Origin of the sequence: Sulfurisphaera tokodaii str. 7 (assembly GCF_000011205.1) — an archaeon.
In the GTDB taxonomy this organism is placed as follows: Archaea; Thermoproteota; Thermoprotei_A; order Sulfolobales; family Sulfolobaceae; genus Sulfurisphaera; species Sulfurisphaera tokodaii.
Genome location: NC_003106.2, coordinates 1,505,487 through 1,530,205 on the forward strand (window position 1 = coordinate 1,505,487; position 24,719 = coordinate 1,530,205).

Genomic DNA, 24,719 nt, shown 5'->3' on the forward strand with positions numbered 1-24,719 from the left:
AAACTATTCATTGATATAGAGATTCTCATTAGCTGAAAGAAAACTACTTATACTACTTATACTTTTTAAATCTTATGAGACAAATAAAGACAGTATCCGTAATTGGTGCTGGAGTAATTGGTGCTGGTTGGAGTACTCTATTAGCTCTAAAAGGATATGAAAATTGGTTTTATACAGAAAAGAAAGAGACATTAGATAAAGGGCTAGCGAAAATTAAAGGATATCTCAATGTTTTATATGAGTATAAGCTTATCGATAAGGAGCCAGATTACTATATGCAGAGAATCCATCCTACTACTAAGCTTGATGAGGCTATCAGTAATACAGATTTTGTATTGGAGGCTATAGTTGAAGAGTATGGAGCTAAAAAAGCGTTATTTAAACAACTTGATGAAAAGCTTGACAAAGATGTAATATTAGCAAGTAGTACTTCTGGGTTATTAATGACAGAAATACAAAAAGCAATGACTAAATATCCAGAAAGAGGAATTATTGCACATCCATGGAATCCACCACATCTTTTACCCTTAGTGGAAATTGTTCCTGGTGAAAAGACATCTCAAGATACAATTTATGCTACTAAAGATTTTATGGAAAACAAACTTGAAAGAGTTGTAGTAGTTTTAAAGAAAGAAATATCGGGATTTATTGGAAATAGGTTAGCTTTTGCATTATTTAGAGAAGCAGTATATTTAGTTGATGAAGGTATTGCAACAGTTGAGGATATAGATAAAGTTATGACTGCTGCTATTGGCTTAAGATGGGCATTCATGGGTCCATTCCTAACCTATCATTTAGGAGGAGGAGAAGGAGGATTAGAGTATTTCTTCAGTAGAGGGTTTGGATACGGAGCTAATGAATGGATGCATACATTAGCTAAGTACGATAAATTCCCATATACCGGTGTTGTAAAATCCGTGCAACAAATGAAAGAATACGAATTTGTAAAGAGCAAAACATTTCAAGAACTATCTAGATGGAGAGACGAAAAATTAATATCTTTAATAAAATTATTAAGAGGAAAGATTTAATATTTTATTCCTCTTCTTCTTCTTTAAATTCTAAGATTCCTAAATTTTCTAATAATCCAGAATCTGTAACGTCAAATAGTATTGCCTCTTCTGTTTCTGAAACATTAACGTGATAGTGAACCATATTTGCTGGAACTACAAATACGTCTCCTTCTTCCCAATCTAACTTCTTACCCCCAACTACTGAATAGCCTTTTCCTTTAACTACTAGGTATATTGAGGCCATGTTATGTGAATGAGGTTTAGTTTTAGCATTTGGGGACAGATATTGAAAGCCTGGCATCATAGTAGGTGTTAATCCTCTAGATCTTCCAGTACTAGGTGAGTATAACATAACTTTTGCCACTCCTTTTTCGATAGGATTATCTATAGCTAATAACCTCAATAATTCCAAAATTTTATTAAACTTTATTACTTTAGGGCTTACTTGTGGTGGTGGTGTAGTATGTTCCATAAAGGCAACTATTTTAAGATCCTCAGTTTCATTTTCAATTTCCTTTATTATTTCTTTAGCTTTATCCTTTATTATTTCAGACTGTTTATCGATTCGTTGAAGGGTTTTAGACATATGTATAAATTATATAAGTAATTTAAAAGGGTTGTGGTTAGAATGAAATGTTATGTGATATTTGAAGGAAAAAAATGTGTGGAAATATGTGGTAGAATAATTTGCGATGAAGAAACAGTAAAAAGTTACGGTGAAATGTGCGAGAAATGTGAAAAAGGGGATAAGCAGTCTTGTATCAAACTTTATGAAAGGTATGGTTGTTGGAGTACTACAGGGTGGTGGTTATAAGGATTGAGAATAAAGATGCTATTATACCAGCTACTACCATAAGAATTATTGTAAATACTTTTTCTTTTATTTCTCCTTCATAAAAAACTCCTAAAATTGAAAGTGATCCAGCCGATAATATGATAGTCAAAGTGACATTTTTCAATAAAATATAGATTAGTAGTGGGATTAATCCTATGAATGGAGAGAGTGTATGAGCGATAGTTGATAGAATAACACTTATTTTGTAACTATAATCATAAACTGTTCCTTTTAGAGATCTCATCATTTGTTTTTCAAGTTCTTTTAATTCTTCCTCTTTTTCCTTAAGCTCTACTACTATTGTATTCCACATTGAGGAAAGAGAAACTCCTACAATACCAGATAAGGTTAACGGAATTAGCTTAGGAATAGGTGTTTTAGCTAATGCTGATGAAACAATTATACTTAGAGATACAAGTAAACCATCAAATGCACCTAAAACAAGGTATCTACGAATACTGGATTTATCATTTTTTACAACAATCTTAAATGCGTCTAAAAGTTTCTGTGACACAGTAATACTTTAGATTGAACTTATATATTAGGTTTATTTAAAAAATGTCGATGAATAAAAACATATACCTTGCTTTGGCAATGGTAGTTATAATAATAACAGCTCTTGGTGTTTATGCATTTAGTTCATATAAAACTACGATAGATGTGAAAAATTTAGGAGGAAGTCCGGCAAATGGGGAATACAAACTTGTTGTCAAAATTTTAGTAAATTACGGACCATTTGGAGGTATACATCCTCTAGGCTCAGCTGATGTTTGGATTTATTATAATGGTAAGTATTATAATCAATCACTAACAGACAGCAATGGCGTAGTGACTTTCTATTTACCACCAGGTAATTACACATTGTTTTTTACAGTGTTTAATATAAAGTATAATATAAACTTGGACTCCAATTACGAAGTAACATTAAATTATGCATACCTAAAATCCACATGATGTAAATGGGAGTACATCTGAAAAATGATGAAGTGGTCCTCGTCTGAAAAGTTTTTACCTTGTTTTTCTAAGTATATAGTATGAGTGTAAAAATTGATGTAATAAGAGTTGAAATACCAGAAGGAACTAATGTTATTATTGGGCAATCCCATTTTATAAAAACAGTAGAAGATTTGTATGAAACATTAGCTTCCTCAAGTCCTCATCTAAAATTTGGTATAGCGTTCTGTGAAGCTAGCGGTAAAAGATTAATAAGATGGGATGGAAATGATGAAGAACTAATCAAGTTAGCCCAACAAACAGCATTAAAAATTGGTGCTGGACATACTTTTGTAATTTATATCAAGAATGGATTCCCGATAAATGTCTTAAATAGAATAAAGAATGTAGAAGAAGTTGTGAGAATATTTGCTGCTACAGCTAATCCATTACAAGTTCTCGTTGCAGAGACTGATCAAGGTAGGGGAGTAATAGGAGTAGTTGATGGTTATACGCCTCTAGGTATCGAGACAGAAGCTGATATAAAAGAAAGGAAGGAGCTCCTCAGGAAGTTCGGATATAAGAGATAAAGCCCTATCTAAAAGTGAATCAGAAATCTCTTTTTGACCCTTACAATATTTTATCATTGAAGCTGAAATAAGAATAAGAGCTTGTAAATATTTTTTCTTTTTCTCATCTTTCTCAACTCTCCATTTTTCCTCTAGTATTTCATGTGATTCCCAAAATCTACCATTAAAAAATAATTTCTCAAATGGTAATTTCTCATTTGTGAATAACGGTTTACCTAGTACAGAAATTATCTTTTCGTCTTCATAAAAATCTATCTCAACATATTTGCAAATTCTTACATCAATAACATTAATACCCATTTGTCGTAATTTATCTTTAATTGTGTAGTCACAACAATCTTTTGGATAGAAGTAGATTACCCTTTTCATTACATAAACATTGTAGGAAGAGATAAAAAATAATTGCAAATTAGCGAGTTGCCTTTCCGTAAATTTAAACAAATAAAAATTTTAGTCCAAAACTCAAACTATCCTAACTGAATTATGTTTAGGAAATTTTATGAAGAAGGAAAAGAAGTTGATTATGAAATACAACAGCCAATAAGTTTAGATGAGATTTGGAAAGTGCTCGACGAAATATTCATGAATCTAAAATATGTTAACGTTGTTGATGTTTACTATAGAGAAGTTGAAATTGATGAAAAAACCTCATACCCTACAGTAATTGTTGATGTTTACAATAATGACGATACTAATCCAGTTTACTTGATTTATGTTAAAGATTTAGATGAATATTCATGGAAGGAGTTAAAAGAAAAGATTGTTAATAAGTACAAAAGCGATAAACTTAACGTATGTGATGAAGATGAAATATATGTTTCATTTTGTTCATAGTTTTTATTTTTGCATTCAGAGTATTTCATATGGGAAAAGAAGCTGTATTATATAAAGTAGAAGGAAATAAAATTAGATGTTTAGCCTGTGCACGAAGGTGCCTAATTGGCGAAGGCCAAGTTGGATTTTGTGGTGTTAGATCCGTTTATAATGGTAAACTTTATTTGGATGTTTACGGCAAAGTTGCTGCGGCACATGTAGATCCAATAGAGAAAAAACCTTTGGTACATTTCTATCCTGGTTCTAAAGTATTCTCCTTTTCCACATTTGGCTGTAATTGGATGTGCATGTACTGTCAAAACTTTGATATAAGTCAAAGAAGAAGAGCTGAAGGTACTGAAGTTACTCCAGAAGAATTGGTAGAAATGGCGATAGCTTATGATGCCGAAGGTATGACTTATACTTATAACGAACCAGCAATATTTGCAGAATTTGCTCATGATACTGGAGTTATAGCCAGGAAGAAAGGCCTATTTAATACTATGGTTACCAATGGATACTGGACTCCAGAATTGGTAGATTATGTTAAAGACTTTCTAGATGCTGCAACTGTTGATTTTAAAGGAAATGGTGAGCCAAAATTTATGAGAAGATACACTGGGGCTTCTGGTCCAGAACCAATTATTGAGACTATAAAAGGGCTTAAGGACGAAGGCATTCATGTAGAAATTACAGATTTAATAATTCCTCAAATTGGTGATAGCTTAGAAGCTGCTAAAAAACTGCTTAAGCAATTATATGATATTCTAGGACCAGATGTTCCTATTCATTTTCTGAGATTTCATCCAGATTATAAGTTGGATTATCTTCCTTGGACTCCAGTAAAAACTCTTGAAGAACATTATAAAGTAGCTAAGGAGATGGGCTTTAACTACGTTTACATAGGTAATGTTCCCGGACATCCTTATGAGAATACATATTGCCCTAATTGTGGTAGAATGGTTATAAGAAGAGAGGGATTTAGAATCCTTGAGTGGAATCTAACAGAAGATATGAGGTGTAAATACTGTGGTTATAAGTTACCAATAGTTGGTAAACTTTCAAAGCATGCATTTGAAGATAGGTTTGAATCAGTATATATTTAATTAAAAAAGAAGAGATACTATTTACCCTTAAACTGAGCCTTTCTTTTCTCTAGGAAAGCACTTACACCTTCTTTCTCATCTTCAGTACTAAAAACAACACCCCATCCTAAGCTTTCCATATTTAAACCAGCTAAAATTGGTAAATCTATTCCTTGATTAACAAGGAGTTTTATTAATGCAATAGAGATTGGTGGTTTTTCAGCTAACTTAAGTGCAAAATTCCTAGTTTCTTGTTCTAGGTTACTTAATGGGACTACTTTGTTAACTAAACCAATTTTTTCAGCCTCCTTAGCTGAAATTCTATCTCCAGTTAACATTAGTTCTAATGCTTTTCCTTTTCCTATTAGCCTAACTAATCTTTGTGTTCCTCCAAAACCCGGATAAATTCCTAAGTTAATTTCTGGTAAGCCTAATTGCGCTTCTTCAGCAGCAATTCGTATATCACAAGCCATTGCTAATTCTAGTCCTCCCCCTAAAGCATAACCATTTACCATTGCTATTGTAGGTTTACTAATATTTTCTATATAATCCATAAGTTCTCTCCCACTCTTAGCAAATTGCCAAGCAGTATAGCCATTTAGCTCTTTAAATCGAGAAATATCAGCACCAGCTGAAAAAGCTTTTCCGTTTCCAGTAATTATAATTACTTTAATGTCAGAGTCATATACCATTTCGTCTATTCCTTGTCTCAATTCTTTTATCATTTGTTGATTTATAGCATTTAATCTATCTGGTCTATTTAAATAAATCCACCCTATTGGGGTCTCTTTTTTTATAACAATTGTTTCCATAAGATCTTCATAGAGATTAAGCTTAAAAATAAACATGCTTAAGCTAAAAGTCTTTGAAAAAGGCTTTTAAGATCTTGATCAGTAAAGATAATTATGAAAAAAGATATTAGACCACTATTATATTCCTCTATTGCGATTATTCCGATAGGAGGTAGTTCTATTTCTTCATATTTATTATCAGATTATTTACGAGATTTCTCAGAGACTTTAAGATATTTACCCCTAATATGGGGTCTCTCTTCTTTATCTTCCATTCTTGTTACGTTTTATTATTTTAAACAATTTCTTTTCGAAATTTTAGCTATTGTAATAGCTGCTCCACTTCTTATTTCTTATTTAAATTATAAAAAATATGAGAATATAAAAATAGAAGTTAATGAATACTATCTAGAAATTAAATTCGAAGTGCCTATGAAGAGACTATCATTTGATAACCCTTCCGCTTTATTTGAGTATGTTTTTGAAAAAGCATTGAAGAAAATAAAACCTCCCTACTTATTTAAATTAAGAAATTTAGATAATTGCGGAAATTTAAAAGTAATTCCAAGAGAGAACTCAATAATATTAAGGAAAAGATGTGGAGATACAGTGGTTGAAATAATAATATCGAACAATGATAAAGCCGATTTAAAAGTCACAATGCCATATTAATCTTGTTTTTAAAAATATTACAAAATAATAAAACTTTAAGTATTAAATAAGTTTTACTATAATTAACGTTAGTAAGATTATTGCAAGATAAGGCGAGGATAATTTAAATGATTCCCAAGCTTCATCTGCTGTAGGATTAAGATAAAGTTTAACTGATACATATAGTAGAAATGCGGACACTATTGTACTTACAATCAAATATATTAAACCAGCATATAACCCTATTAGTAAAGCAAATGGTACCATTAATGCATTTGATATAGCAATAGCTTTAGCAGAAGTTCTCTCATCTGTCAATACTGGTAACATAGGAATTTCAGCATTTTTATAATCATCTCTGAACCTTAACGCTAAAGACCAAAAGTGTCCTGGGGTCCACATAAAGATTAAAAAGCCTAATAAAAACGACAATAATGTGAAAGAACCACTACTTGCTGCAAAACCAGCCCATGCTGCCGCACTTCCAGCAAAACCACCAATCACAATATTCCACCAAGTTCTTGGTTTTAGCCAAATTGAGTAAATAACTACATATATAAAAGCTCCTAAAGCGATAAATAGGGCTGTGAGAGGATTTGCAAGAAAACCAATAAGTGTACCAACAACTATAAATATTGAACCTATTGCATAAGCCTCTTTTCTTCCTACTTCTCCTTTTACTGTTGGTCTCCAAGAAGTTCTCTTCATTTTCTTATCTTTTTCTATCTCAAGACCTCCATTAATTATCATTCCTCCACCAGATGCAAGGCTACCTCCTATAATTACGGCAAGAAAACTCACTATGATAGAAGTAATATTAATAGCTTTAGGTAAACCAAGTACAAATCCTGCAATAGCAGCGAGATCTAAGAGGCTAATAACTCGAGGTTTTGAAAGCTTAATATAGTCAATTAACTTCCTAGATAGACTTATTGCCATAAGTCTCACGTATATTCTCGTAATTTTCATATTTAAATATTCTCTTAAATAATTACAAATAGAGAAAAATCATAAGCAATCTCTCTTTAGAAGAATTAAATCAGATAAAGCTCCATAGGCAGCATTTACTGGTCCGGCACCAGGTCCTCTTATTAAAATACTTTGAATATCTGTAGTAATCTCAAGTGCGTTTTCAACACCGTCAACATTATATAGAGGATCATCTTGAGAAATAGGAAGGGGCTTTACCCAAACTTCTTTTTCATCAGCATACGCGATTAACTTTATTTTTTCATTTTTTGGTAAATCTCGATTTATGCCTTCAAACTTTACATCTTTAATCGTCACACTATTTCCTATCATAAAGTTGGCTAAAATAGTTATTTTTGCTGCCGCATCAAAACCGTTAATGTCTAATGTAGGGTCTTCTTCAGCATATCCTCTTCTTTGAGCCTCTTTCAATGCCTCTTCGAAACTTACTCCTTTATTCATGAGGGTCAATATGAAGTTTGTTGTCCCATTTAGAATCCCCCTAATCTTTATCACTCTACTTCCTGGTAAAACTCTGTATAGATTAATTGATGGTGTTCCGCTCATTACAGTTCCTTGAAAACCAATTTTTACACCTTTTGATCTAGCTAAAGAAAATATCTCGTTAAAGGCTAAAGCTAAAGGAGCTTTATTTGTAGTTATTATATTTACACCATCTTTTATAGCTTCCTTATATAAAGAGAGTGAAGGTTCTCCATTGTTATAATTTGCAGATGAAACATCAACTATTATATCTGGTTTAATTTTTTCAAAGGCTTTAAATACGTCTCCTTCAAGATCTGGTGTAAAGTCTTCTTTATCTTGTAACATTATTCCTCTTCTAGTAACTATTCCTCCAATTATTACGTCATTTAACTCCGGAGATCTTTTTTCATGAAGTAATTTTCTAAATGCTTTTCCGACATTTCCATAACCAAAGAGTAATAATTTCAACCTAACTTCACCATTCCATCCCACTTTCCATTAGCATATTTAACTAATAACTCTGCTGTAAGTTTAGCAGCATAAAATACTAAATCTTTTTCAACTCCCGGTACTCCAGCTGAAACAATTAAAACATTTTTAGTTTCTAATGTAATACTTGTAAGCACTGAGTCTCTATGAGGATAAATATGCATGACTTTTCCGCTTTCGTCAACCATAATTGGTATTCCTGGACTAACTTTTTCTGGTTCTTTCTTTCCAATTCCATAAAATAGTTCATCACCTTTACTTATTATTATCCTCGGATTTCCTATTATTTTATCGATGTCATATAATCCTATCGGTACCAAAGTTTCTGTACTTGATATATTTCCAGAATCTACTACGTTATTTATTCTTGGTAATTTCCCGTTTCTTGATACTCTTCTTCTTAATGCTTCTCCACTAGGTCTTATTTTTGTTGGGTCAATCCCTATTTTCCAATAAAAATCTCTATAAGCCCTAACTACAGGATTATCCTTTAAGTTTTCAGGATTTTCTCCTTTATACTTCTCTTCAATTTTTTGTAATTCCATTTCAATCAGTTGACTATTCTTTTCTACGGTAACGGAGTGAACTTCAGTGAAACCAATAAAAATTCCCAGATTTTTAGCGTCTTCGCATACTTTAACAATCATATATTAAGTTTCTGGTGTCGAAACAATAAACCTTACTTTTTTCACACCCTTAAGCTGAGATAGTTTTGCTGTCAATTCCACTAAATCTCTTTTCTTTCCTTTCACTGCTAATGCTTCTATGCATTCATTTCCCACATGAATATGCATAACAGAAATTATCTTATCTTCATGTTCATGTTGGAATTTAGTAACTTCAGAAGCGTCCTCATCGTAAACCAAGTTTATTATACCATAAACAAATGTGTCACTACTCTCATTTTCATCAAGGAAATTTCGTATAGCGATCTGGAAAATTTTGCTTCTATCTACTATTTGTTTCTCTTTTAAATATCTTTCTAATCTTTCATATAATTCCCTAGGTATTGATATACTTATTTTTTCGCTCATTTATATAAACCTCTTGGAAAAGTAAAATATATGGATTTATTAAAAAAGGCTGAGGAATTAGGGGCTACATTTGCTGATTTAAGAATAATGAAAATTAAAGAACTTTCTTTGACTGTAACTGAAGATAGGGAATTAATAACCACTAATGGAATTGACCAAGGGTTCTCATTGAGAGTGCTTTATAGAGGTAATTGGGGGTATAAATCTAGTACTGGTGAAATAGGTTACGATGACGTTAAAGATGCAATTAACGTAAGTTATGGAGATGAAAAAACGAATATCATTTACATGCCTCCAAAAAAGGATAATGTTGACATAAAAATAAAATATGATTTTAATAAATTAATTAAAGAAAAATTTAATGATTTAAGAAAAATAAGAGAAAGCGTATTTTCTTTGTCTGATAGGATAAAAAGTGTGAATATAAGATATTATGAGTCACATTTTGAAAAAGAATATTATAGCACTGAAGATAGAGAGATTAAACAAAAATATGTAATAAGTGGATTTTCGATTGTTGCAGTAGCTAGAGAAAATGATATTGTTGCATCAGCCTATGTTTCAAAATCTACATTCCAAGGCTATCCACTAGAAGTATTTGATATCAATGATATTTTACAGACATTAAAAATTAGGATAGAAGGACAACTTAAAGGTAAGCCACCAAAAGCTGATAAATACCCTGTTGTATTAGCACCAGAAGTTGTTGGAGTTTTTGCCCATGAAGCTATAGGTCATTTAGCCGAAGCTGATTTAGCTATAAATGGTATTCTTTATGAATTAAGAGGAAAACAAATAGCTCCGGAATTTTTAAATATAGTAGATTCTCCAATAGTGGATTATCCTATGGGTATAGGAGTTACTATTTATGATGATGACGGAATAGAGGGAAGAGATGTTCATATTATAAAGAATGGGGCGGTAAACGAATTCCTTACTGACAGATTTTACTCCTCATATCTTGGCCAGAAACCCACTGGTAATGCAAGGGCAGAAGATTTTAGGAATCCTATTATAATAAGGATGAGAAATACTTACATATCTCCTGGTTCTTATTCTTATGACGAGATGATTAAAGAGGTAAAACAAGGGATATTGTTAGTTTCTCCACGTGGTGGTCAAACCAGTCCAGATGGTACTTTCCAGTTTGGAATACAAGAAGCATATAAGATAGAAAACGGAGAAGTTAAAGAACCTCTAAGAAATGTTGGAATTTCTGGTTATACAATCGAAACATTAAGAGATATTAAGGCTATATCTAAAGAATTTAATGTTTCTCCTGGTTATTGTGGAAAAGATGGTCAAAGTGTCCCAGTAGGTGTTGGTGGTCCATACGTTTTAGTTGAAAATATGAAAGTTGGTGGTATAATTGAATGATGTATACACTATTGTCCAAAAAGGAAAGGAATTAGGTTATTCAATTGAAGTCTTTATGGCAGAACTTAGAGCCGTTCAAATTAAAAGAGAAAGACAGTACCAAAACATGAATATTTTAGATAGAGGATATGGTATTAGAATAATAAAAGATGGTAAGTTAGGCTTTGCATATGGTAATAGACTTGATAATCTTTTAGATTTAGCACTTGATAGCCTTCATGCGTCTAAAGAAGATAAATTTAATGTTTTACCATCTCCAGAAAAGATTAGTAAATTAAACTTAAAAATGTTTGATATAGTAAATGCACAAACTAAAATTAATGATTACTTAGCCTTTGGTGATGAGATAAGAGAATATGTCAACGTTGTATCCGAGTATTATGAAGTTATGAACTTAAAGGTTAAGATTGTTAGTTCAGAAGGAATTGATGTAGAGGAAGAGAGAAGTCTTTCCTCAATAAGTTTAAGTTTTAACATAAAGAATGATATTGAAATTAGCCCAGAAATATATGAATATGCAACAAGTAGATCTTTAAATATTAACATAGATAATCTTAAGGGTAATATTTTGAAAATGAAAGAAATATTTAAGAAGAAAAGGGTGAAATTAGAAAAACCTATGTCAGAGGGGATTTTTACTCCTAAAGCACTTTCAGAGTTATTCTCTCCGTTATTTTCTCATGCAATCTCTTTAGAGAATTATTACAGAGGAAAATCGCCATTAAAAGAAGGAGAAATAATAAACGAGAAACTAGAAATAAGCGATAATCCTTTAATACCTGAGGCCCCTTATAGTAGATCTTTTGATGCAGAGGGATTACCATCTAAGATAAACTACTTAATAAAAGATGGAAAAATTACTCAATTCTTATCAAATACTTACTGGAGTTTAAAGGCTAATAGAGAAAATACACATTCAGCTGCTAGGAACTACTCAGTTCTTCCTTATATTTCGCCTACAATATTAGATATAAATGTAAAAAGCGGTTCTGATAACGAAGGAATATTTATAGGTCAAGTACAAGGAGTTCATACTAGTAATTTTGATACTGGAGAATTCTCAGTAGTGATTCCCATAGCATGGAACGAAAAAGAAGGTACAGCATACAAGGAATTAACCTTATCTGGAAATCTAAAGGATTTCATTAAAGGTATTGAAGGTAGTGTAGGAGAGAAGACAATTTATGGTAATTTGAGTACTTCAGCACTCAGAGTGAAAAACGTTACCATCGTATGAAATATTTAAATTCTATCTATTCCATAAGAAAAGTGATGAATATGTTCAAAAAGATCCTCGTAGCTTATGATGGCTCAGATCATGCGGCTAGAGCATTAGATATTGGGATAGATTTAGCTAAAAGATATGAAGCAAAACTAGATATCGTAGAAGTTGTAGATACAGCAGCACTATTAGGTATGGGTGTAGCACCTATTCCAGGAGAAGTAATTCAACAAGTTTACAATAAGGCAAAAAGCGATATTAACAACGCTAAAGCAAAAGCTCAAAATCAAGGTGTTAAAGACGTTGAAGGTGTAGTTCTTGAAGGTGATCCAGCAACAGCAATTTTAGAATATGCTGGAAAAAATGGTGTTGATCTAATAGTTACTGGAAGTAGGGGGCTTTCAACATTTAAGAGAATAATTCTAGGGAGCGTATCCACAAAACTAGTTCAAGAGGCTAAAATACCCGTATTAGTCGTAAAGTAAAAATTCTTCTTTCTTTTTATTCCTCTATTACTCTTAAAATGTCTTCTACTTCGAATATTCCACATTCTGTTACAAGTCTTCCATAATAGTCAACAAATAATGCTAGGCAATTTCTCTCTTCACTCTTACTTATTAGTTTTACCTTCTTATCCTTTATAGACAGATGTTCATTAATTTCATCTATGATTTCCTTATCACTAATTTTTTCATAATTTTTTATTTCATTAATAATTTCATTTAGCATCTTATCATTATCTACTTCCCTATTTAATTCTAGATAAAGAGAAGTAGCACTTAATTCTTCTGGTAAGCTCTTTACGTTCGTATCAATTCCTATACCTATGAAAACTGTACTATTTGCTCCTTCACTAATTCCCTCAATAAGAATACCAGAAATCTTTCTTTTTCCGTAGACAATATCATTTGGCCACCTTATCTTTACATTAAGAAAAGTTGATAACACTTTTCTAACAGCTAATGAAGATCTAAAAGTAAGAAAGGGAATTTTTTCTGCATTATAGTTCTTTATCACATAAGTAAACCATAAACCACCTTTAGGAGAATACCATTCTCTTTTATATCTACCTCTTGCCCTAGTTTGCTCTTCAGCAACAATTACAAACTCATCTGCGTTTATTATTTGATATATTGCTTCAGCTAAATCTTGAGTTGAAGTTACACTAGGAAACTTAAATATTAACATACTTATACACATCACTAATAGCTTTGATAATTGAAAAGCCTGATGCTTTTCTTGCCCTATTCATGATAGCAAATCCTATTCCTCTTTCTGGAAAACCTATCATAATGCCTAAGTCAACGTTTAGTTTATCTAGTTCTCTGAAAGAATCAAATAAATTCCTTGCTACTTCGTATAAATTTTCATCACTGCCAAGGATTATTTGTTGTAAACCTTCAAACTCTTTACTTAGTTCTTTAGGTATAAGAAGTGCAACCTTATATTTCTTACTCAACAAAGACACTACATCTTTAAATATATTCCTATTTTCTACTAATAGTAATCTTGTATTAGGCGCGTAATGTTTATATTTCATTCCAGGTGCTAAGGCTATTTCAGCTTCTTTCTTTCCTTGAGCAAATTCTGGAATAACTATTTCACCAAAGAGCTTCTTTAGTTCCTCAATTGTGAAAGGTCCAGGTCGAAGAAGTACCGGTGGTTCAACTGTTACGTTAATTATTGTGCTTTCAACACCAAAGAACGTATGTCCACCATCGATAATTACGTCTACCCTTCCATTTAGATCTACAATTACATCTTCAGCCTTTGTAGGACTTGGTCTAGTAGCTAAATTAGCACTAGGTGCAGCTATTGGAACCCCGCTCTCACGTATTAATTGTAATGCTATTGGATGAGCTGGCATCCTAACGGCAACAGTATCCAGACCAGCAGTAACTTCTTTAGGAACTCTCTCGGTCTTTTTTAGAACAAATGTAAGAGGGCCTGGCCAAACAATTTGTGCTATCTCCAATACTTTATCTGGTATATCTTTAGCAACTTCAAACAGCTGGTTAAAATCTGCAATATGGACAATTAGTGGGTTATCAACTGGTCTGTTTTTAGCTTGAAATATTTTTAAACACGCATTTCCATCAAAAGCATTAGCACCTAAACCGTAAACAGTTTCTGTAGGAAAAGCTACTGTTCCACCATTCCTTATAACATCAGCAGCTATTTTTATTTTATCAATTTCTGGGTTCAATGGATCGATCTTAATTATTTGAGTCATAAAAAATGTTAATAGTATGCTACTTTTTAAATTTAAACAGTGATGAGAAATTAGTATTGAGGATTATGATGTCTGAGGCGCTCTATACTGATTTAGTTGAACGGTGATAGATGAGGTGATCGCTGAAAAAATGATGATGGGTTTAAAAACCCGTACTAGAGTTTAAAATTGAATAGAAATGTATATACATTTTTTTCCAATGAAACACAAATTGTACGACTTTTATTAACAAAAGGATTTTAAGAATGCCTCTAATTGTAATATGGGATTATAATGACTGAAGAACTACTTTTAACAGGAAACTTACAAGAAGCATCTAAGAAAGCAATCCAATGGTTGATAAACAGAAAACCGATAAAGAACTTAATAGATTGGGGTATTTCATTTTCACTATGGCCACCACATTTAACAACCAGCTGTTGTGGAACAGAATTTGGAGCTTTTGCTGCAGCTAGATTTGATGCTGAGAGATTTGGTGTTCTTCCATTTTCCTCTGCAAGGCAAACTAATTTATTAGTTATTGAAGGCACTTTAACTAGAAAAATGGCAAGAGCAGCGAAAATTGTCTATGATCAAATGCCAGAACCCAAATGGGTAATAGCTATGGGAGCTTGCTCACTTGAAGGTGGAATATTTTGGAACTCCTATAATACTGTCTTACCCTCAGAAATTGGGATTCCAGTAGACATTTATGCCCCAGGCTGTCCAACTAGACCAGAAGCATTAGCAAGAGCTATAATAACACTTCAAAAAAGAATAAGAAGTAATCAAACAGTAAAAGCTAAATCTGCATAATCTACGTCTAATATTTTTCCTTTTACTGGAGTCTTATACTCTGGTTTAACTATAGCAGGTAAATCTGAAATTTCAATACCGTTCCAAAGCTTAAGATATTCTTTTATATCATTAATTAATTCTTCTCTATTATTTCCAATTACTGGAACATCATGCAGAATTAGAATCTTGTCTAGATTGTCTTTTTTAAACCCTAAGAATCGAAGCTCTGCTGTTAAGAACTTTTCTAGTTTTTTTGCTCTTAGGGCTATTATTACTTTGTCGTCATCAATTAATGATGTTAGTCCACCATCCTTATTCGCTGTAATAGAATATTTATAACCAGTATACATTCCTTTTTTGCTAACTACAATTAATTCTCTTAGTTTAATGCCCATCTCATTGTATGATATAAAATCTGGATAATCTTCAGCTAATGATGATACAAACTTCTTAGTAAGAATTACATACTTAGCTTCAGGCTTAAGTATTGATGATATATCTATTCCTTGGAGTTTCATAAGTATAAATACGTTTTAATATCTTATCTATTTTTCATTTAATCAAACTTTAATTTGCTTATAAGCTAAATGAACAATTTAAAATATAGAAATAAATTCCGAATTATTTCCTTGCTTAATAGGACTTAAGATAATTAGTATTATTTACTGATGAATATTTATGTAAAAGATAATTATAAATATCGATGTAAAAATAAAAAGTATTCAATATCATATTTTTATATTATCTTCTATTCTTTTTAGATTTTTCTTCTATCATTCATAATATTAAATCCTTTTAATCAGAATGCTTAAAAATAATTTATGGAAATAGAGGAATTAACCTCAAAATTAATTCAATTTCCTACAGTAAATCCACCAGCTGAAAACCTACATGATTGTGCCTCATTTATAAAAGATTATCTTTCATCTCAGGGTTTTTCATCTCAAGTTATAGAGTTTGAAAAGGGCTGGCCAGTTGTTATTTCCGAAAATGGCAATAAAAATGACAAGCTAATAATGTTAAACGGCCATTATGATGTTGTCCCTACTGGAGATGTTAATAAGTGGAAATACAATCCTTTTTCTGGAAAGATCATTGATGATAAAGTTTACGGGCGAGGAAGTACTGATATGAAAGGAGGCTTAGCCGTTTTCATGAAAGTATTTACTGAAATAGCCGATAAAGTTAATTATAACCTTATTTTCACAGCTGTTCCAGATGAAGAAAGTGGTGGTGATAAAGGGTCAAAATATTTAGCTGATAGATATAAGCCAGATTTAGTACTCATATCTGAACCATCCGGTTCAGATTCTATAAACATTGGTGAAAAAGGGCTATTGCAAGTAAAGTTAATCGCTAAAGGTAAGGTTGCTCATGGAAGTCTTCCATCTTTAGGTGAAAATGCAATAATGAAACTCGTTAAGGATTTAATTCAACTTGAAAAAATAAAAGAGATTGAAATAAAAATCCCAGATAATCTCATAGAAGCGATGACAGCAAGAATACCTTCCGAAATTGCTAAGAATGATGTATTGAGGATTTCCTTTAATCCCGGTGTAATTAAAGGCGGAGTTAAGGTTAATGTAGTTCCAGATTACGCTGAAGTTGAAGTTGATATGAGAATACCTCCTGGAATAAATAGTGGTGAAGCATTAAATATTGTAAGGAGTCTTGTGAAACAAGGTGAAATAATACCTCTAGATATCTCAGAGCCTAATTATACTCCTCCAGATAATGAGTTTGTGAAAAAATTGGAAAATATTATATATAAACAGCTAGGAATTAAAGCTAAGAAATATATTATTACTGGTGCTACAGATGGTAGATATTTTAGATATAAAGGAGTTCCAGTAATAGTTTACGGTCCAGGAGAGCTAGGTATGGCTCACGCTTATGACGAGTTTATTTCATTTAAAGAATTAAGAAATTCCTATACTGTTATAAAAGATTATTTATTAACCCTCTTCTAGGTATCTAAAGATTAATGAAGAGATGAATAGTAAAATCCCAGCTGTTATGAAGTCAATTCCATAACTTAAATAATGAGTTATATATCCAGATAGAAGACTACCTAGAAAAAGTGCAATTCCAACTACAGTACTATACACACCAAGATTTTTACCTTGTGATCTCTCTCCAACGATCTTAAATATCAAAGTATTTGATGATGAATAGTAAATTGCAAAGGCTATACCAGCTGCTAAAGGATAAAATATTAATCCCAAAATCAGAATTAATTGACCATAAAATAATAATGTAGAAACGCCAAGTATAAAGTACGAGCCTCCTCTAAGAAGCAGAGATTTATGAGCAAGTTCAGTCTCATTCTTATCTTTAATTAATTTCTCACTTATTCTAAACCCTATAATTTGAAATATCATCCCCATAGTTATAACTGCAAGAGCTTCTGACTTATCTAAACCTTTTACGTAAAGACTTGCTGGATAAACTGTGTTAAAGATTCCACTACTAATGTAAAAGATAACTATAGCAATATAAAGTAAAGGAACGTAATTTATTGGTTTTTTCAATAGTCTACTAAGTTTAAATAATTTAAAATGATGAGGATTAGGCAAATGTAAAAACATTAATGGTAAATGAAGTAATCGTGTAAAGAAGGACTCTTTATGATGGAGTATTGCTGTTCTTTCAAAAGTTAAGATTGGTTCTGGCAGAATTTTAACAGAAATGATTGATGTTATAGCCATAATTACAGCTAATATGAAAATTATTTGAAATATTCTCATATATATTACAAGAAACGTTGATATTAACAATCCGATTAAGGTCCCTATTGATGAAAGAAATGAATATCTAGAAAATAACGCTCCCCATTCCTTTTTACTAGCAGATTCCATAACTAAAAGATTGAATGGTGTCGTAGACGCTGTTGATGTAAAGATAAGTAAGGAGTATCCTAAAGCTATCATTTGAACATTCCTAGAATAAGATAGAAGGAAAAGAGAAAAAGCTGTACCAGAGAAACTGGTGATAATTTGTTTTCTTCTACTAATCCTATCAGCTGTATAACCCCAGAAGATCGACGAAGGAATTAATACCAGATTACCTAGTGATATTACATAAGCGATATCAAGCGCGTTTCCTCCCAAAGAAATAATTTGTAGGGTTATAAGAGTGGATATCGGACCTATAGTAGCATTATAAGGCAAAGTAAGGTAAAGCCATTTTATATTTCTTTTTATCAACTTGAGCTTATACAGTAGTATTTATTTTTAAAATTACCTTTCTAATATTTAACAAGGTTAATTATATTAACGTCGGGTTTTAGTAAGTTAAAATTTTTTCGTCATAAGAGAAAAAAATTAAATGTGGAAAAATGCTTATCGAAATAGCCTTAAGAGGTAGAGGAGGGCAAGGAGTAGTTACCGCGGGAGAATTAATGGTTAAAGCGACAGTTCTTGAGGATAAGTATGCTCAGTCAATTCCCTTTTATGGAGGAGAAAGAAGAGGAGCTCCGGTTGTATCATTTTTACGTCTCTCGGACAAACCTGTTCTTTTACATAGGGAAGTATATAACCCGGATGGAGTAGCAGTTTTTGATCCTTCCTTAACTAAAATTATGGATGTAACACAAGGCATAAAAGAAGACGGTTTCTTATTAATTAACACATCAGAAGCAAAGAAAATTTGGAAAAATGAGTATATTGTGGATGCAACATCAATTGCTAAAGATTTAGGCTTAGTAATAGCTGGATGGGCAGTAGTCAATACTACAATGATTGGCGCTTTAGCTAAAATTTTAGGAATGCCTTCTTTAACTTCCTTAGAGGAAGCGATAAAAGAAGAATTTCCTGGAAAGCTTGGCGAATTAAACGCAGAAGCTGTTGAAAGAGGGTATAAAGAGGTGAAAAAAGTTGATTAAAGTCCCAGAAGGAATTCCAATCACAAGACCAAAAATTGGGTCAGCTGGAAATACTGGATTATGGAGAGTTGAAAAACCTGAGATTCATTATGATAAATGCACTAAGTGTAGGCTATGTGTGCTATATTGCCCAGAAAATACAATCGATTTGTTAGAGAATTTATTTCCTAAAATTGATTATGATTATTGTAAAGGTTGTGGTGTATGTGCTCAAGTTTGTCCCACAAAAGCAATTGAGATGGTTAGGGAGGTGAAATAAAAATGACTCAAATTTTAAAAAGAAAAGCCTTAGCACTAGTAGGTAATCATGCAGTTGCTTATGCAGTTAAACAAGCTAAACCACAAGTACTAGCAGTGTTTCCGATAACACCTCAAACTACTATGTTAGAAAAACTTGCTGAATATATAAGTTCAGGTGAACTAAAAGCAGAGCTTGTAAGAATAGAGAGTGAGCATTCAGCATTAGCAACAATTTATGGTGCAGCAGTAGCGGGTGCTAGAGTATTTACTGCTACTGCCTCACAAGGACTATTGTACATGGGCGAAATGATATATTGGGCTGGTGGTCAGAGAGTTCCTATGGTAGCTGCAGTAGCAACAAGGGCAATAGCGGAGCCTTGGAGCATTTGGGATGATCATCAAGATTTTATGAGTAAAAGAGATGCTGTATGGATTCAAATTATGGCTGAAAACGTTCAAGAGGCTTACGATTTAACACTTCAAGCTTTTAGGATTTCTGAAGATGAAAGGGTAATAATGCCTGTAATGATGGGATTTGATGGCTTTATCTTAACTCACACAATGGAGAGAGTTGAAGTGCTTGAGGATTATGAAGTTGATTCATTCTTACCACCTAGACAATTTAATTTAATTGACTTTTCAGATCCAGTAGGAGTAGGCCCAATAGCACAGCCAGATGAGTATATGAGAATAAGATATGAAGCTATGAAGGCTATGGAAAGAGCTAAGTTAGTCATCGAAGAAATAATGAGAGAATATGAGAAAATCTCTGGAAGAAAGCAGTACGGACTTGTTGAATGCTATAAATGTGAAGATGCAAAGTATGCTTTTGTAACTATGGGCGCATGGAGCGGTGATGCGAAAGTCGCAGTAGACAGATTAAGAGATCAAGGTATTGAGGCAGGATTATTAAAGATTAGAGTATTCAGACCTTTCCCAAGGGAAAAAGTAAAGGAGTATTTGAGGTCAATGAAGGGTGTAATAATATTTGATAGAGCTGTATCTTTCGGCTCTGGAGGTATTTTAGCAAATGAAGTAAAATCATCTCTTTATGGATTAGAGGTTCCAGTTTATAGCGTTGTAGCCGGTTTAGGTGGTAAAGATGTTAGACCCTTACACTTCCAAAAAGTAATGGAAGATCTAATTGAAGGTAGGTTAGAAGAGGAGAGGTGGTTGTTATGAGTTTAATCACTCAAGTTAAAAGAATTCCAAAATTCTATAGAGGAAATGCTGCATGTCCAGGTTGTCCAATTCCAAGGGAATTAGATATACTAATTGAGGAATTAGGAGAGAAAACTGTACTAGTTGTTCCAGCATCATGCTCAACAGTAATTTTAGGAGATACTTCTGGGATGCCATCTACAGTTCCAGTAGTTCATAGTGCATTTGCCGCATCCGCAGCTGTAGCTTCTGGTATTGTTAGGGCTTTAAGAATGAGAGGAGATAAAGATGCAATAGTTACAGTATGGGCTGGTGATGGTGCCACTGGAGATATAGGTTTTGCTACTTTAAGTGGTGCTGCTGAAAGAAATGAAGACATACTTTACGTTTGTTATGATAATGAAGCCTATATGAATACTGGAATTCAACGTTCAGGTTTAACTCCTAAAGGAGCCTGGACAACTACAACTCCAGAAGGTAAAAGAGAGTTCAAAAAACCACTACCATTCATTATGGCTGAACATAAAATACCTTACGTAGCTACTGCATCAATAGCTTATCCATTTGATTATCAAGCAAAGGTGAGGAAAGCAAAGCAAATTCACGGATTTAGGTACATACATTTACTATCACCATGTCCACCAGGCTGGCGTTTTGACTCAAGTTTAACAATTGAAATTGCAAAGTTAGCTGTAGAAACCGGTGTTTGGCCATTATTTGAAATAGAGAACGGAGAATTTAGATTAACAAGTGTTAGTAAGACACTACTTGATAAGAAAAACAGAAAACCAGTGATAGAATACTTAAAATTGCAGGGAAGATTTAGTAAACTTACTGAGGAACAAATTAAAGAAATTCAAGAATCAATAGACGAAATGTGGGAACAAATTAAAGAAATGGTTAAAAAATGATGGAATTAAATGTGCAAATAATAAGAAGCTAGTAAACCTAGTATATGTGTTCCGATAGCAGCTAATATTCCTAGGCTTAACATTTCAACACCTTTTTTAGCTGGATTTACTGAACTTAACAAACCTATTAAATAACCCACAATAAATATCGCTATTCCAGAAATGATATATGAGGAAATTACACCGACTAATCCTCCAATACCCAGTAAATAAGGAATTATTGGAATTACTGCACCGGATATATAGGATAACGCTGTAACTCCAGCACTCTTTTTTGGGCTTTCCTCAACTTTTGGTGCAATTATGTCTTCAGCAACATCAACAAGCTGTGGAGAAATATCAGAGGCAATATTTTCTCTAATTCCTAGTTCTGTTAATATCATAGAAAGTTTTTTCGCAACTTCCTTTCTATCTACAAGCTTTTGTATCTCTATTTTTCTTCTCTTATGCTCATTAATTTCTTTTTCTGATTTCGTAGACAAATAAGCACCAATAGCCATGGATAAAGTGCCAGAAGCACCAATTATTAAGCCAGAAATTCCAACTAGAAATGGAATATTGAAAGCACCAGAAAGACCAGATGTTGCAGCTAGAACCTCAACTAATCCATCACTAATTCCATATACAAAATCGCTAACATCCTTAGATTTTACCGTAGATATAATTTCTTCATGTACAGCTTCATCAACACTTAATTCTCTCATTTTTTGTCTTTCTTCTTCACTTAGTTCTTCGCTCTTTGAAAGTTCATAGTATTTTTTAATATCGCTTTCTTCTCCGTTCTCTAATAGTTTTGTTGTAAGCTCTAATCCGAATATTTTTCTAAAAATAACATAGAAATTTATTTTCCACTTGTGATACCATTTTAATTTTCCTAGTTTTATGCCTCTACTTATTGCAATTTCCTTCCAAATTTCGGAATGTTTTCTTTCCATTTCTGAGAGTTTATAAAGATATATTCTTGTAACTCTATCTTTCTCCACATCTCCTAATCTTCTATAAACTTCACTATCAAACAGTTCTTCAATATAATTCTTGTTATAGTCCATACTTAATTTATAGTAACTCTTACTTAAAAATGTTTCTAATTGGCTTCCTTATAAAAATAATTTAGAGCCAATTTTTATTGGTTAATATAAAATCTATTATAAAATGGAACTATGGAGATTCAGGATTGCTGGGCGATTTGATTTGCTTTACAAATTATTTCATTAATGTAAGATTAAACGGTGATCATACATTTAGGAGATGAGCTGTAAGTTATATTAAGGAACAAAATGAGACTTTTCTTCTTTAATTAGCTTTAGATGAAACTCCCTATAAGTCCTTTAATATTTCTTCTACTCTCTTATAACGTTCTTCTAGTTCTTGATTTCACTTGTCCTTAAAATACTCTTTTAGTAATCTTAATATCTCTTTTATTAGATGTAATATATCATTTATTACTTCAGTCCTATCGGAGTAATCACTTGCTCCTTTATATAGTCCGTAATAGGGGTCGGATTTTCATTGAGGTTTCATAATTTTGTATTCAACCCCTCGTCCTCATACCCCTTGTCCGGCTCTCCACGCCTAGGCTTAAGATTAATATACTCCATTAGAACTAATATTACTTGGATGAGCACGGGACCACTCCACCTAGTTCCCGTAATCTCACCTCCAGGTAATACTCCCGTGCTCACCCTAAAAAGGTATTACGTAGCATTCTATCAATAGAACACGAACAGTCCATATAATTTATTTTGAATTAACAAAATTGTTGTCCACACTGATAGTGCCGTCATTTGCATATAAATTTATTAGATGGCTTTCTTTATAAAGAGTATAAATATTGAACTAATATATTACTATGTGATAAAAATTTATAGAAATATAAATAGCTTAGTGACGACACTATGTCCACACTCAAGAGAGGTTTTGATAGGCATATGGCTTCAGCTTATTTAATAGCGTTAAAAGGATTTGAAAAATTGAATGAATACAAATAATATTAAATTCATGACTTATCTGAAACTGTTAGCAACGGCATAGCGGTGTAATGCAAGAGCAGTTGAAGTCAGATCAATAACATTATATCCTAAATCTTCTAACCTCTGGGAAATTCCCTTTAATCTGGTAGTAGATGCTAAGAAACCAGTTTTAAAATACCATTCCTTTTCCTTCTCATCCCTATAAATCCTATCAAGGTTTAGTACTACAAGAGCACTAATAAAGGCTTTCCATGCCATAAAAACTTTCCCAGCAGAGTTTCTACCGAATCCTTCTTTAAGCCTTAACAAGGATAATTCAACTCCTTGTAAACATTCAATTAACCTAACCTTTGTATATCCTTCCTTATTTTTCTCTATAAGAGGAATCTTAGACTCCACATAAATAGGGTGGATCCCAAAATTTATAAATATAAGGGTTTTACTATTTTTCCCTATAAGGGTACTAGCCGTTGTTTAAAATATCGAAGTTCATAGCTATGAAATCAAGGTCTATGATAAGATCGTACAAGACAGTATTTGATATATTACAGTTTAGGAAAGTCTTTAAAATAACTCGCTTTTCGCTATGATTCATATATTTAACGATACAACCAGATTCTCTCAGTAAAAATAAGAAATTCATGGAGAAACTATTAGAACTCTAACTTCTTTCACATTCTTGAGTTCATGATCGCTAGTAATTGCGACTCCGTTAATATGTTTAGCAGAGGCTAGTAAAAATGCATCTCCTAAAGAAAGGTTATACTTAGTTTTTAACTTGGCAGATGTTGTAATTATATTCTCATCGTTTATGTCAATTAGTTTGAAAGAATTTCTTACAATACTATATCTGAATAGTGCTTCTTTCCATCCCTTAATTCTAGTATAAGCATAAAGAAATTCTGTGAGATTTACAGGATTAACGTAAACCTCGTTTTTTCTATTATCTCTTTTACTTCCTTATTGCCATAAAAGTATAGTATGATTGCAGATGCATCAAGCATTATTTTTTTCACGTTCTTTTCTCCTCTCTTCTTCTAAAATTTTTAAAGCTTGTATAGCATCCTTATCACTTCCGAAATATTTTTCAATACTCTCTTTAGGAAATATGTAAATACCTTCATCGTCAACTATGACGTTTACCTCATCACCCTCCTTTATGTTAAGCTTATCTCTAACCTCTTTAGGTATTACTATTATTCCTTTCTTATGAACTTTTAACCTATACATAAGAATATAATTATTAAAATGAGATT

General features: G+C 32.4%; 30 protein-coding genes and 3 pseudogenes. 16 read left to right on the forward strand and 17 right to left on the reverse strand.

Translation table 11 applies throughout. The features are described 5' to 3' along the window. Positions 1-74 precede the first annotated feature (74 nt). The gene (locus tag STK_RS08430) at positions 75-1,031 is read left to right on the forward strand and encodes a 3-hydroxyacyl-CoA dehydrogenase family protein (protein WP_010979557.1); all 957 of its coding nucleotides are present in this window, start codon (positions 75-77) and stop codon (positions 1,029-1,031) included. A gap of 4 nt (positions 1,032-1,035) precedes the next feature. Here STK_RS08430 and STK_RS08435 read toward each other — a convergent pair whose 3' ends face one another. Continuing rightward, positions 1,036-1,599 (reverse strand): cupin domain-containing protein, encoded by a 564-nt coding sequence (locus STK_RS08435; RefSeq protein ID WP_010979558.1) that lies wholly within the window; start codon positions 1,597-1,599, stop codon positions 1,036-1,038. 42 nt (positions 1,600-1,641) lie between these two features. On the opposite strand from STK_RS08435, the gene STK_RS08440 reads away from it, so the two are divergent. Continuing rightward, a complete protein-coding gene (locus STK_RS08440) occupies positions 1,642-1,827 on the forward strand; it encodes a hypothetical protein (protein WP_052846585.1) in 186 nt (61 codons plus the stop codon). Here STK_RS08440 and STK_RS08445 read toward each other — a convergent pair. Further along, on the reverse strand, positions 1,808-2,362 hold the full coding sequence (locus STK_RS08445; protein ID WP_010979559.1) for a membrane protein: 555 nt from the start codon (positions 2,360-2,362) through the stop codon (positions 1,808-1,810). The two genes, STK_RS08440 and STK_RS08445, sit on opposite strands and share 20 nt — an antisense overlap. A 50-nt stretch (positions 2,363-2,412) precedes the next feature. Between STK_RS08445 and STK_RS08450 the strand changes: the two genes are divergently transcribed. Together STK_RS08450 and STK_RS08455 are read left to right on the forward strand one after the other, a co-directional pair. After that, a complete protein-coding gene (locus STK_RS08450; protein ID WP_052846586.1) occupies positions 2,413-2,802 on the forward strand; it encodes a hypothetical protein in 390 nt (129 codons plus the stop codon). An 80-nt stretch (positions 2,803-2,882) separates the two neighbouring features. Next, positions 2,883-3,371, forward strand: coding sequence for an adenosine-specific kinase (locus STK_RS08455; RefSeq protein ID WP_010979561.1), 489 nt, complete (start codon positions 2,883-2,885; stop codon positions 3,369-3,371). Here STK_RS08455 and STK_RS14880 read toward each other — a convergent pair. Beyond that, a complete protein-coding gene (locus STK_RS14880; RefSeq protein ID WP_010979562.1) occupies positions 3,300-3,740 on the reverse strand; it encodes a DUF309 domain-containing protein in 441 nt (146 codons plus the stop codon). The two genes, STK_RS08455 and STK_RS14880, sit on opposite strands and share 72 nt — an antisense overlap. Positions 3,741-3,854: 114 nt before the next feature. Here STK_RS14880 and STK_RS08460 point away from each other — a divergent pair, with 114 nt between their 5' ends. After that, positions 3,855-4,205: a hypothetical protein gene (locus STK_RS08460; protein WP_010979563.1), complete on the forward strand. Its 351-nt coding sequence runs from the start codon at positions 3,855-3,857 to the stop codon at positions 4,203-4,205. A gap of 29 nt (positions 4,206-4,234) precedes the next feature. Then, on the forward strand, positions 4,235-5,290 hold the full coding sequence (gene amrS / locus STK_RS08465; protein ID WP_010979564.1) for an AmmeMemoRadiSam system radical SAM enzyme: 1,056 nt from the start codon (positions 4,235-4,237) through the stop codon (positions 5,288-5,290). 17 nt (positions 5,291-5,307) lie between these two features. Here the strand turns inward: amrS and STK_RS08470 are convergent, their stop codons facing one another. Beyond that, on the reverse strand, positions 5,308-6,081 hold the full coding sequence (locus tag STK_RS08470) for an enoyl-CoA hydratase/isomerase family protein (RefSeq protein WP_052846972.1): 774 nt from the start codon (positions 6,079-6,081) through the stop codon (positions 5,308-5,310). A gap of 93 nt (positions 6,082-6,174) precedes the next feature. Between STK_RS08470 and STK_RS08475 the strand changes: the two genes are divergently transcribed. Next, positions 6,175-6,732: a hypothetical protein gene (locus tag STK_RS08475; RefSeq protein ID WP_010979566.1), complete on the forward strand. Its 558-nt coding sequence runs from the start codon at positions 6,175-6,177 to the stop codon at positions 6,730-6,732. Between the two features lie 42 nt (positions 6,733-6,774). On the opposite strand, the gene cyoE is transcribed toward STK_RS08475, so the two are convergent. From cyoE to STK_RS08495, 4 genes are all read right to left on the reverse strand, one after another. Further along, positions 6,775-7,650 carry a heme o synthase gene (cyoE, locus tag STK_RS08480; RefSeq protein ID WP_052846973.1) on the reverse strand — a complete coding sequence of 292 codons (876 nt, stop codon included), beginning with the start codon at positions 7,648-7,650 and terminating at the stop codon, positions 6,775-6,777. A 69-nt stretch (positions 7,651-7,719) separates the two neighbouring features. Beyond that, on the reverse strand, positions 7,720-8,634 hold the full coding sequence (locus STK_RS08485) for a homoserine dehydrogenase (protein ID WP_052846974.1): 915 nt from the start codon (positions 8,632-8,634) through the stop codon (positions 7,720-7,722). Next, positions 8,631-9,302, reverse strand: coding sequence for a B3/B4 domain-containing protein (locus STK_RS08490; RefSeq protein WP_010979569.1), 672 nt, complete (start codon positions 9,300-9,302; stop codon positions 8,631-8,633). Before STK_RS08490 ends, STK_RS08485 begins: the two co-directional genes overlap by 4 nt. Before the next feature lie 3 nt (positions 9,303-9,305). Continuing rightward, positions 9,306-9,689 (reverse strand): CopG family ribbon-helix-helix protein, encoded by a 384-nt coding sequence (locus STK_RS08495; RefSeq protein ID WP_010979570.1) that lies wholly within the window; start codon positions 9,687-9,689, stop codon positions 9,306-9,308. Positions 9,690-9,719: 30 nt separating this feature from the next. On the opposite strand from STK_RS08495, the gene tldD reads away from it, so the two are divergent. From tldD to STK_RS08510, 3 genes are read left to right on the forward strand one after another with little or no spacing between them, the layout of a single operon-like run. Beyond that, on the forward strand, positions 9,720-11,066 hold the full coding sequence (tldD, locus tag STK_RS08500) for a zinc metalloprotease TldD (RefSeq protein WP_010979571.1): 1,347 nt from the start codon (positions 9,720-9,722) through the stop codon (positions 11,064-11,066). Beyond that, entirely contained in the window at positions 11,059-12,303 is a 1,245-nt protein-coding gene (locus tag STK_RS08505) for a TldD/PmbA family protein (protein WP_069168150.1), read from the forward strand. Before tldD ends, STK_RS08505 begins: the two co-directional genes overlap by 8 nt. 41 nt (positions 12,304-12,344) lie before the next feature. Beyond that, positions 12,345-12,773, forward strand: coding sequence for a universal stress protein (locus STK_RS08510; protein ID WP_198429665.1), 429 nt, complete (start codon positions 12,345-12,347; stop codon positions 12,771-12,773). 16 nt (positions 12,774-12,789) lie between these two features. Here the strand turns inward: STK_RS08510 and STK_RS08515 are convergent, their stop codons facing one another. Together STK_RS08515 and STK_RS08520 are read right to left on the reverse strand one after the other, a co-directional pair. Next, the gene (locus tag STK_RS08515; protein WP_052846587.1) at positions 12,790-13,476 is read right to left on the reverse strand and encodes a biotin--[acetyl-CoA-carboxylase] ligase; all 687 of its coding nucleotides are present in this window, start codon (positions 13,474-13,476) and stop codon (positions 12,790-12,792) included. Beyond that, a complete protein-coding gene (locus tag STK_RS08520; RefSeq protein WP_010979575.1) occupies positions 13,463-14,521 on the reverse strand; it encodes an L-threonylcarbamoyladenylate synthase in 1,059 nt (352 codons plus the stop codon). The genes STK_RS08515 and STK_RS08520 overlap by 14 nt, the downstream gene beginning before the upstream one ends. Before the next feature lie 273 nt (positions 14,522-14,794). On the opposite strand from STK_RS08520, the gene STK_RS08525 reads away from it, so the two are divergent. After that, positions 14,795-15,316 (forward strand): NADH-quinone oxidoreductase subunit B, encoded by a 522-nt coding sequence (locus tag STK_RS08525; protein WP_010979576.1) that lies wholly within the window; start codon positions 14,795-14,797, stop codon positions 15,314-15,316. Here the strand turns inward: STK_RS08525 and STK_RS08530 are convergent. Then, positions 15,289-15,816, reverse strand: a complete 528-nt coding sequence (locus STK_RS08530; protein WP_010979577.1) for a hypothetical protein — start codon at positions 15,814-15,816, stop codon at positions 15,289-15,291. The genes STK_RS08525 and STK_RS08530 overlap by 28 nt on opposite strands. A gap of 303 nt (positions 15,817-16,119) precedes the next feature. Between STK_RS08530 and STK_RS08535 the strand changes: the two genes are divergently transcribed. Further along, positions 16,120-17,268 (forward strand): ArgE/DapE family deacylase, encoded by a 1,149-nt coding sequence (locus tag STK_RS08535; RefSeq protein WP_010979578.1) that lies wholly within the window; start codon positions 16,120-16,122, stop codon positions 17,266-17,268. Here the strand turns inward: STK_RS08535 and STK_RS08540 are convergent. Beyond that, on the reverse strand, positions 17,254-18,504 hold the full coding sequence (locus STK_RS08540) for an MFS transporter (RefSeq protein WP_052846588.1): 1,251 nt from the start codon (positions 18,502-18,504) through the stop codon (positions 17,254-17,256). The two genes, STK_RS08535 and STK_RS08540, sit on opposite strands and share 15 nt — an antisense overlap. Positions 18,505-18,635: 131 nt before the next feature. Here STK_RS08540 and STK_RS08545 point away from each other — a divergent pair, with 131 nt between their 5' ends. The 4 genes from STK_RS08545 to STK_RS08560 are packed head-to-tail and all read left to right on the forward strand — an operon-like array spanning position 18,636 to position 21,493. Then, positions 18,636-19,181, forward strand: a complete 546-nt coding sequence (locus STK_RS08545) for a 2-oxoacid:acceptor oxidoreductase family protein (protein WP_010979580.1) — start codon at positions 18,636-18,638, stop codon at positions 19,179-19,181. Beyond that, positions 19,174-19,440: a 4Fe-4S binding protein gene (locus tag STK_RS08550; protein ID WP_052846589.1), complete on the forward strand. Its 267-nt coding sequence runs from the start codon at positions 19,174-19,176 to the stop codon at positions 19,438-19,440. Before STK_RS08545 ends, STK_RS08550 begins: the two co-directional genes overlap by 8 nt. Positions 19,441-19,442: 2 nt before the next feature. Further along, the gene (locus STK_RS08555; RefSeq protein ID WP_010979581.1) at positions 19,443-20,603 is read left to right on the forward strand and encodes a transketolase C-terminal domain-containing protein; all 1,161 of its coding nucleotides are present in this window, start codon (positions 19,443-19,445) and stop codon (positions 20,601-20,603) included. Beyond that, a complete protein-coding gene (locus STK_RS08560) occupies positions 20,600-21,493 on the forward strand; it encodes a 3-methyl-2-oxobutanoate dehydrogenase subunit beta (RefSeq protein ID WP_052846976.1) in 894 nt (297 codons plus the stop codon). Before STK_RS08555 ends, STK_RS08560 begins: the two co-directional genes overlap by 4 nt. A gap of 5 nt (positions 21,494-21,498) precedes the next feature. Here STK_RS08560 and STK_RS08565 read toward each other — a convergent pair whose 3' ends face one another. The 5 genes and pseudogenes from STK_RS08565 to STK_RS08575 form a co-directional block, all read right to left on the reverse strand. Beyond that, positions 21,499-22,542, reverse strand: coding sequence for a VIT1/CCC1 transporter family protein (locus STK_RS08565; protein ID WP_010979583.1), 1,044 nt, complete (start codon positions 22,540-22,542; stop codon positions 21,499-21,501). 522 nt (positions 22,543-23,064) lie between these two features. Continuing rightward, positions 23,065-23,175 (reverse strand): annotated as a pseudogene (locus STK_RS15290) (IS6 family transposase); the annotation flags it as partial. Between the two features lie 342 nt (positions 23,176-23,517). Next, a pseudogene (locus tag STK_RS08570) lies at positions 23,518-23,862 on the reverse strand (PaREP1 family protein); the annotation flags it as partial. A gap of 240 nt (positions 23,863-24,102) precedes the next feature. Continuing rightward, positions 24,103-24,348, reverse strand: a pseudogene (locus STK_RS14885) (PIN domain-containing protein); the annotation flags it as partial. A gap of 111 nt (positions 24,349-24,459) precedes the next feature. Further along, positions 24,460-24,693 carry an AbrB/MazE/SpoVT family DNA-binding domain-containing protein gene (locus STK_RS08575; protein WP_010979585.1) on the reverse strand — a complete coding sequence of 78 codons (234 nt, stop codon included), beginning with the start codon at positions 24,691-24,693 and terminating at the stop codon, positions 24,460-24,462. Positions 24,694-24,719 lie beyond the last annotated feature (26 nt).

What these genes read in the sequence shown, in the direction of transcription:
- STK_RS08430 (WP_010979557.1), top strand. Translation starts at nt 75, where the DNA reads ATGAGACAAATAAAGACAGTATCCGTAATTGGTGCTGGAGTAATTGGT.
- STK_RS08435 (WP_010979558.1), bottom strand. Translation starts at nt 1,599, where the DNA reads ATGTCTAAAACCCTTCAACGAATCGATAAACAGTCTGAAATAATAAAG.
- STK_RS08440 (WP_052846585.1), top strand. Translation starts at nt 1,642, where the DNA reads ATGAAATGTTATGTGATATTTGAAGGAAAAAAATGTGTGGAAATATGT.
- STK_RS08450 (WP_052846586.1), top strand. Translation starts at nt 2,413, where the DNA reads ATGAATAAAAACATATACCTTGCTTTGGCAATGGTAGTTATAATAATA.
- STK_RS08455 (WP_010979561.1), top strand. Translation starts at nt 2,883, where the DNA reads ATGAGTGTAAAAATTGATGTAATAAGAGTTGAAATACCAGAAGGAACT.
- STK_RS14880 (WP_010979562.1), bottom strand. Translation starts at nt 3,740, where the DNA reads ATGAAAAGGGTAATCTACTTCTATCCAAAAGATTGTTGTGACTACACA.
- STK_RS08460 (WP_010979563.1), top strand. Translation starts at nt 3,855, where the DNA reads ATGTTTAGGAAATTTTATGAAGAAGGAAAAGAAGTTGATTATGAAATA.
- amrS (WP_010979564.1), top strand. Translation starts at nt 4,235, where the DNA reads ATGGGAAAAGAAGCTGTATTATATAAAGTAGAAGGAAATAAAATTAGA.
- STK_RS08470 (WP_052846972.1), bottom strand. Translation starts at nt 6,081, where the DNA reads ATGGAAACAATTGTTATAAAAAAAGAGACCCCAATAGGGTGGATTTAT.
- STK_RS08475 (WP_010979566.1), top strand. Translation starts at nt 6,175, where the DNA reads ATGAAAAAAGATATTAGACCACTATTATATTCCTCTATTGCGATTATT.
- cyoE (WP_052846973.1), bottom strand. Translation starts at nt 7,650, where the DNA reads ATGGCAATAAGTCTATCTAGGAAGTTAATTGACTATATTAAGCTTTCA.
- STK_RS08490 (WP_010979569.1), bottom strand. Translation starts at nt 9,302, where the DNA reads ATGATTGTTAAAGTATGCGAAGACGCTAAAAATCTGGGAATTTTTATT.
- STK_RS08495 (WP_010979570.1), bottom strand. Translation starts at nt 9,689, where the DNA reads ATGAGCGAAAAAATAAGTATATCAATACCTAGGGAATTATATGAAAGA.
- tldD (WP_010979571.1), top strand. Translation starts at nt 9,720, where the DNA reads ATGGATTTATTAAAAAAGGCTGAGGAATTAGGGGCTACATTTGCTGAT.
- STK_RS08510 (WP_198429665.1), top strand. Translation starts at nt 12,345, where the DNA reads ATGTTCAAAAAGATCCTCGTAGCTTATGATGGCTCAGATCATGCGGCT.
- STK_RS08515 (WP_052846587.1), bottom strand. Translation starts at nt 13,476, where the DNA reads ATGTTAATATTTAAGTTTCCTAGTGTAACTTCAACTCAAGATTTAGCT.
- STK_RS08520 (WP_010979575.1), bottom strand. Translation starts at nt 14,521, where the DNA reads ATGACTCAAATAATTAAGATCGATCCATTGAACCCAGAAATTGATAAA.
- STK_RS08525 (WP_010979576.1), top strand. Translation starts at nt 14,795, where the DNA reads ATGACTGAAGAACTACTTTTAACAGGAAACTTACAAGAAGCATCTAAG.
- STK_RS08530 (WP_010979577.1), bottom strand. Translation starts at nt 15,816, where the DNA reads ATGAAACTCCAAGGAATAGATATATCATCAATACTTAAGCCTGAAGCT.
- STK_RS08535 (WP_010979578.1), top strand. Translation starts at nt 16,120, where the DNA reads ATGGAAATAGAGGAATTAACCTCAAAATTAATTCAATTTCCTACAGTA.
- STK_RS08545 (WP_010979580.1), top strand. Translation starts at nt 18,636, where the DNA reads ATGCTTATCGAAATAGCCTTAAGAGGTAGAGGAGGGCAAGGAGTAGTT.
- STK_RS08555 (WP_010979581.1), top strand. Translation starts at nt 19,443, where the DNA reads ATGACTCAAATTTTAAAAAGAAAAGCCTTAGCACTAGTAGGTAATCAT.
- STK_RS08560 (WP_052846976.1), top strand. Translation starts at nt 20,600, where the DNA reads ATGAGTTTAATCACTCAAGTTAAAAGAATTCCAAAATTCTATAGAGGA.
- STK_RS08565 (WP_010979583.1), bottom strand. Translation starts at nt 22,542, where the DNA reads ATGGACTATAACAAGAATTATATTGAAGAACTGTTTGATAGTGAAGTT.
- STK_RS08575 (WP_010979585.1), bottom strand. Translation starts at nt 24,693, where the DNA reads ATGTATAGGTTAAAAGTTCATAAGAAAGGAATAATAGTAATACCTAAA.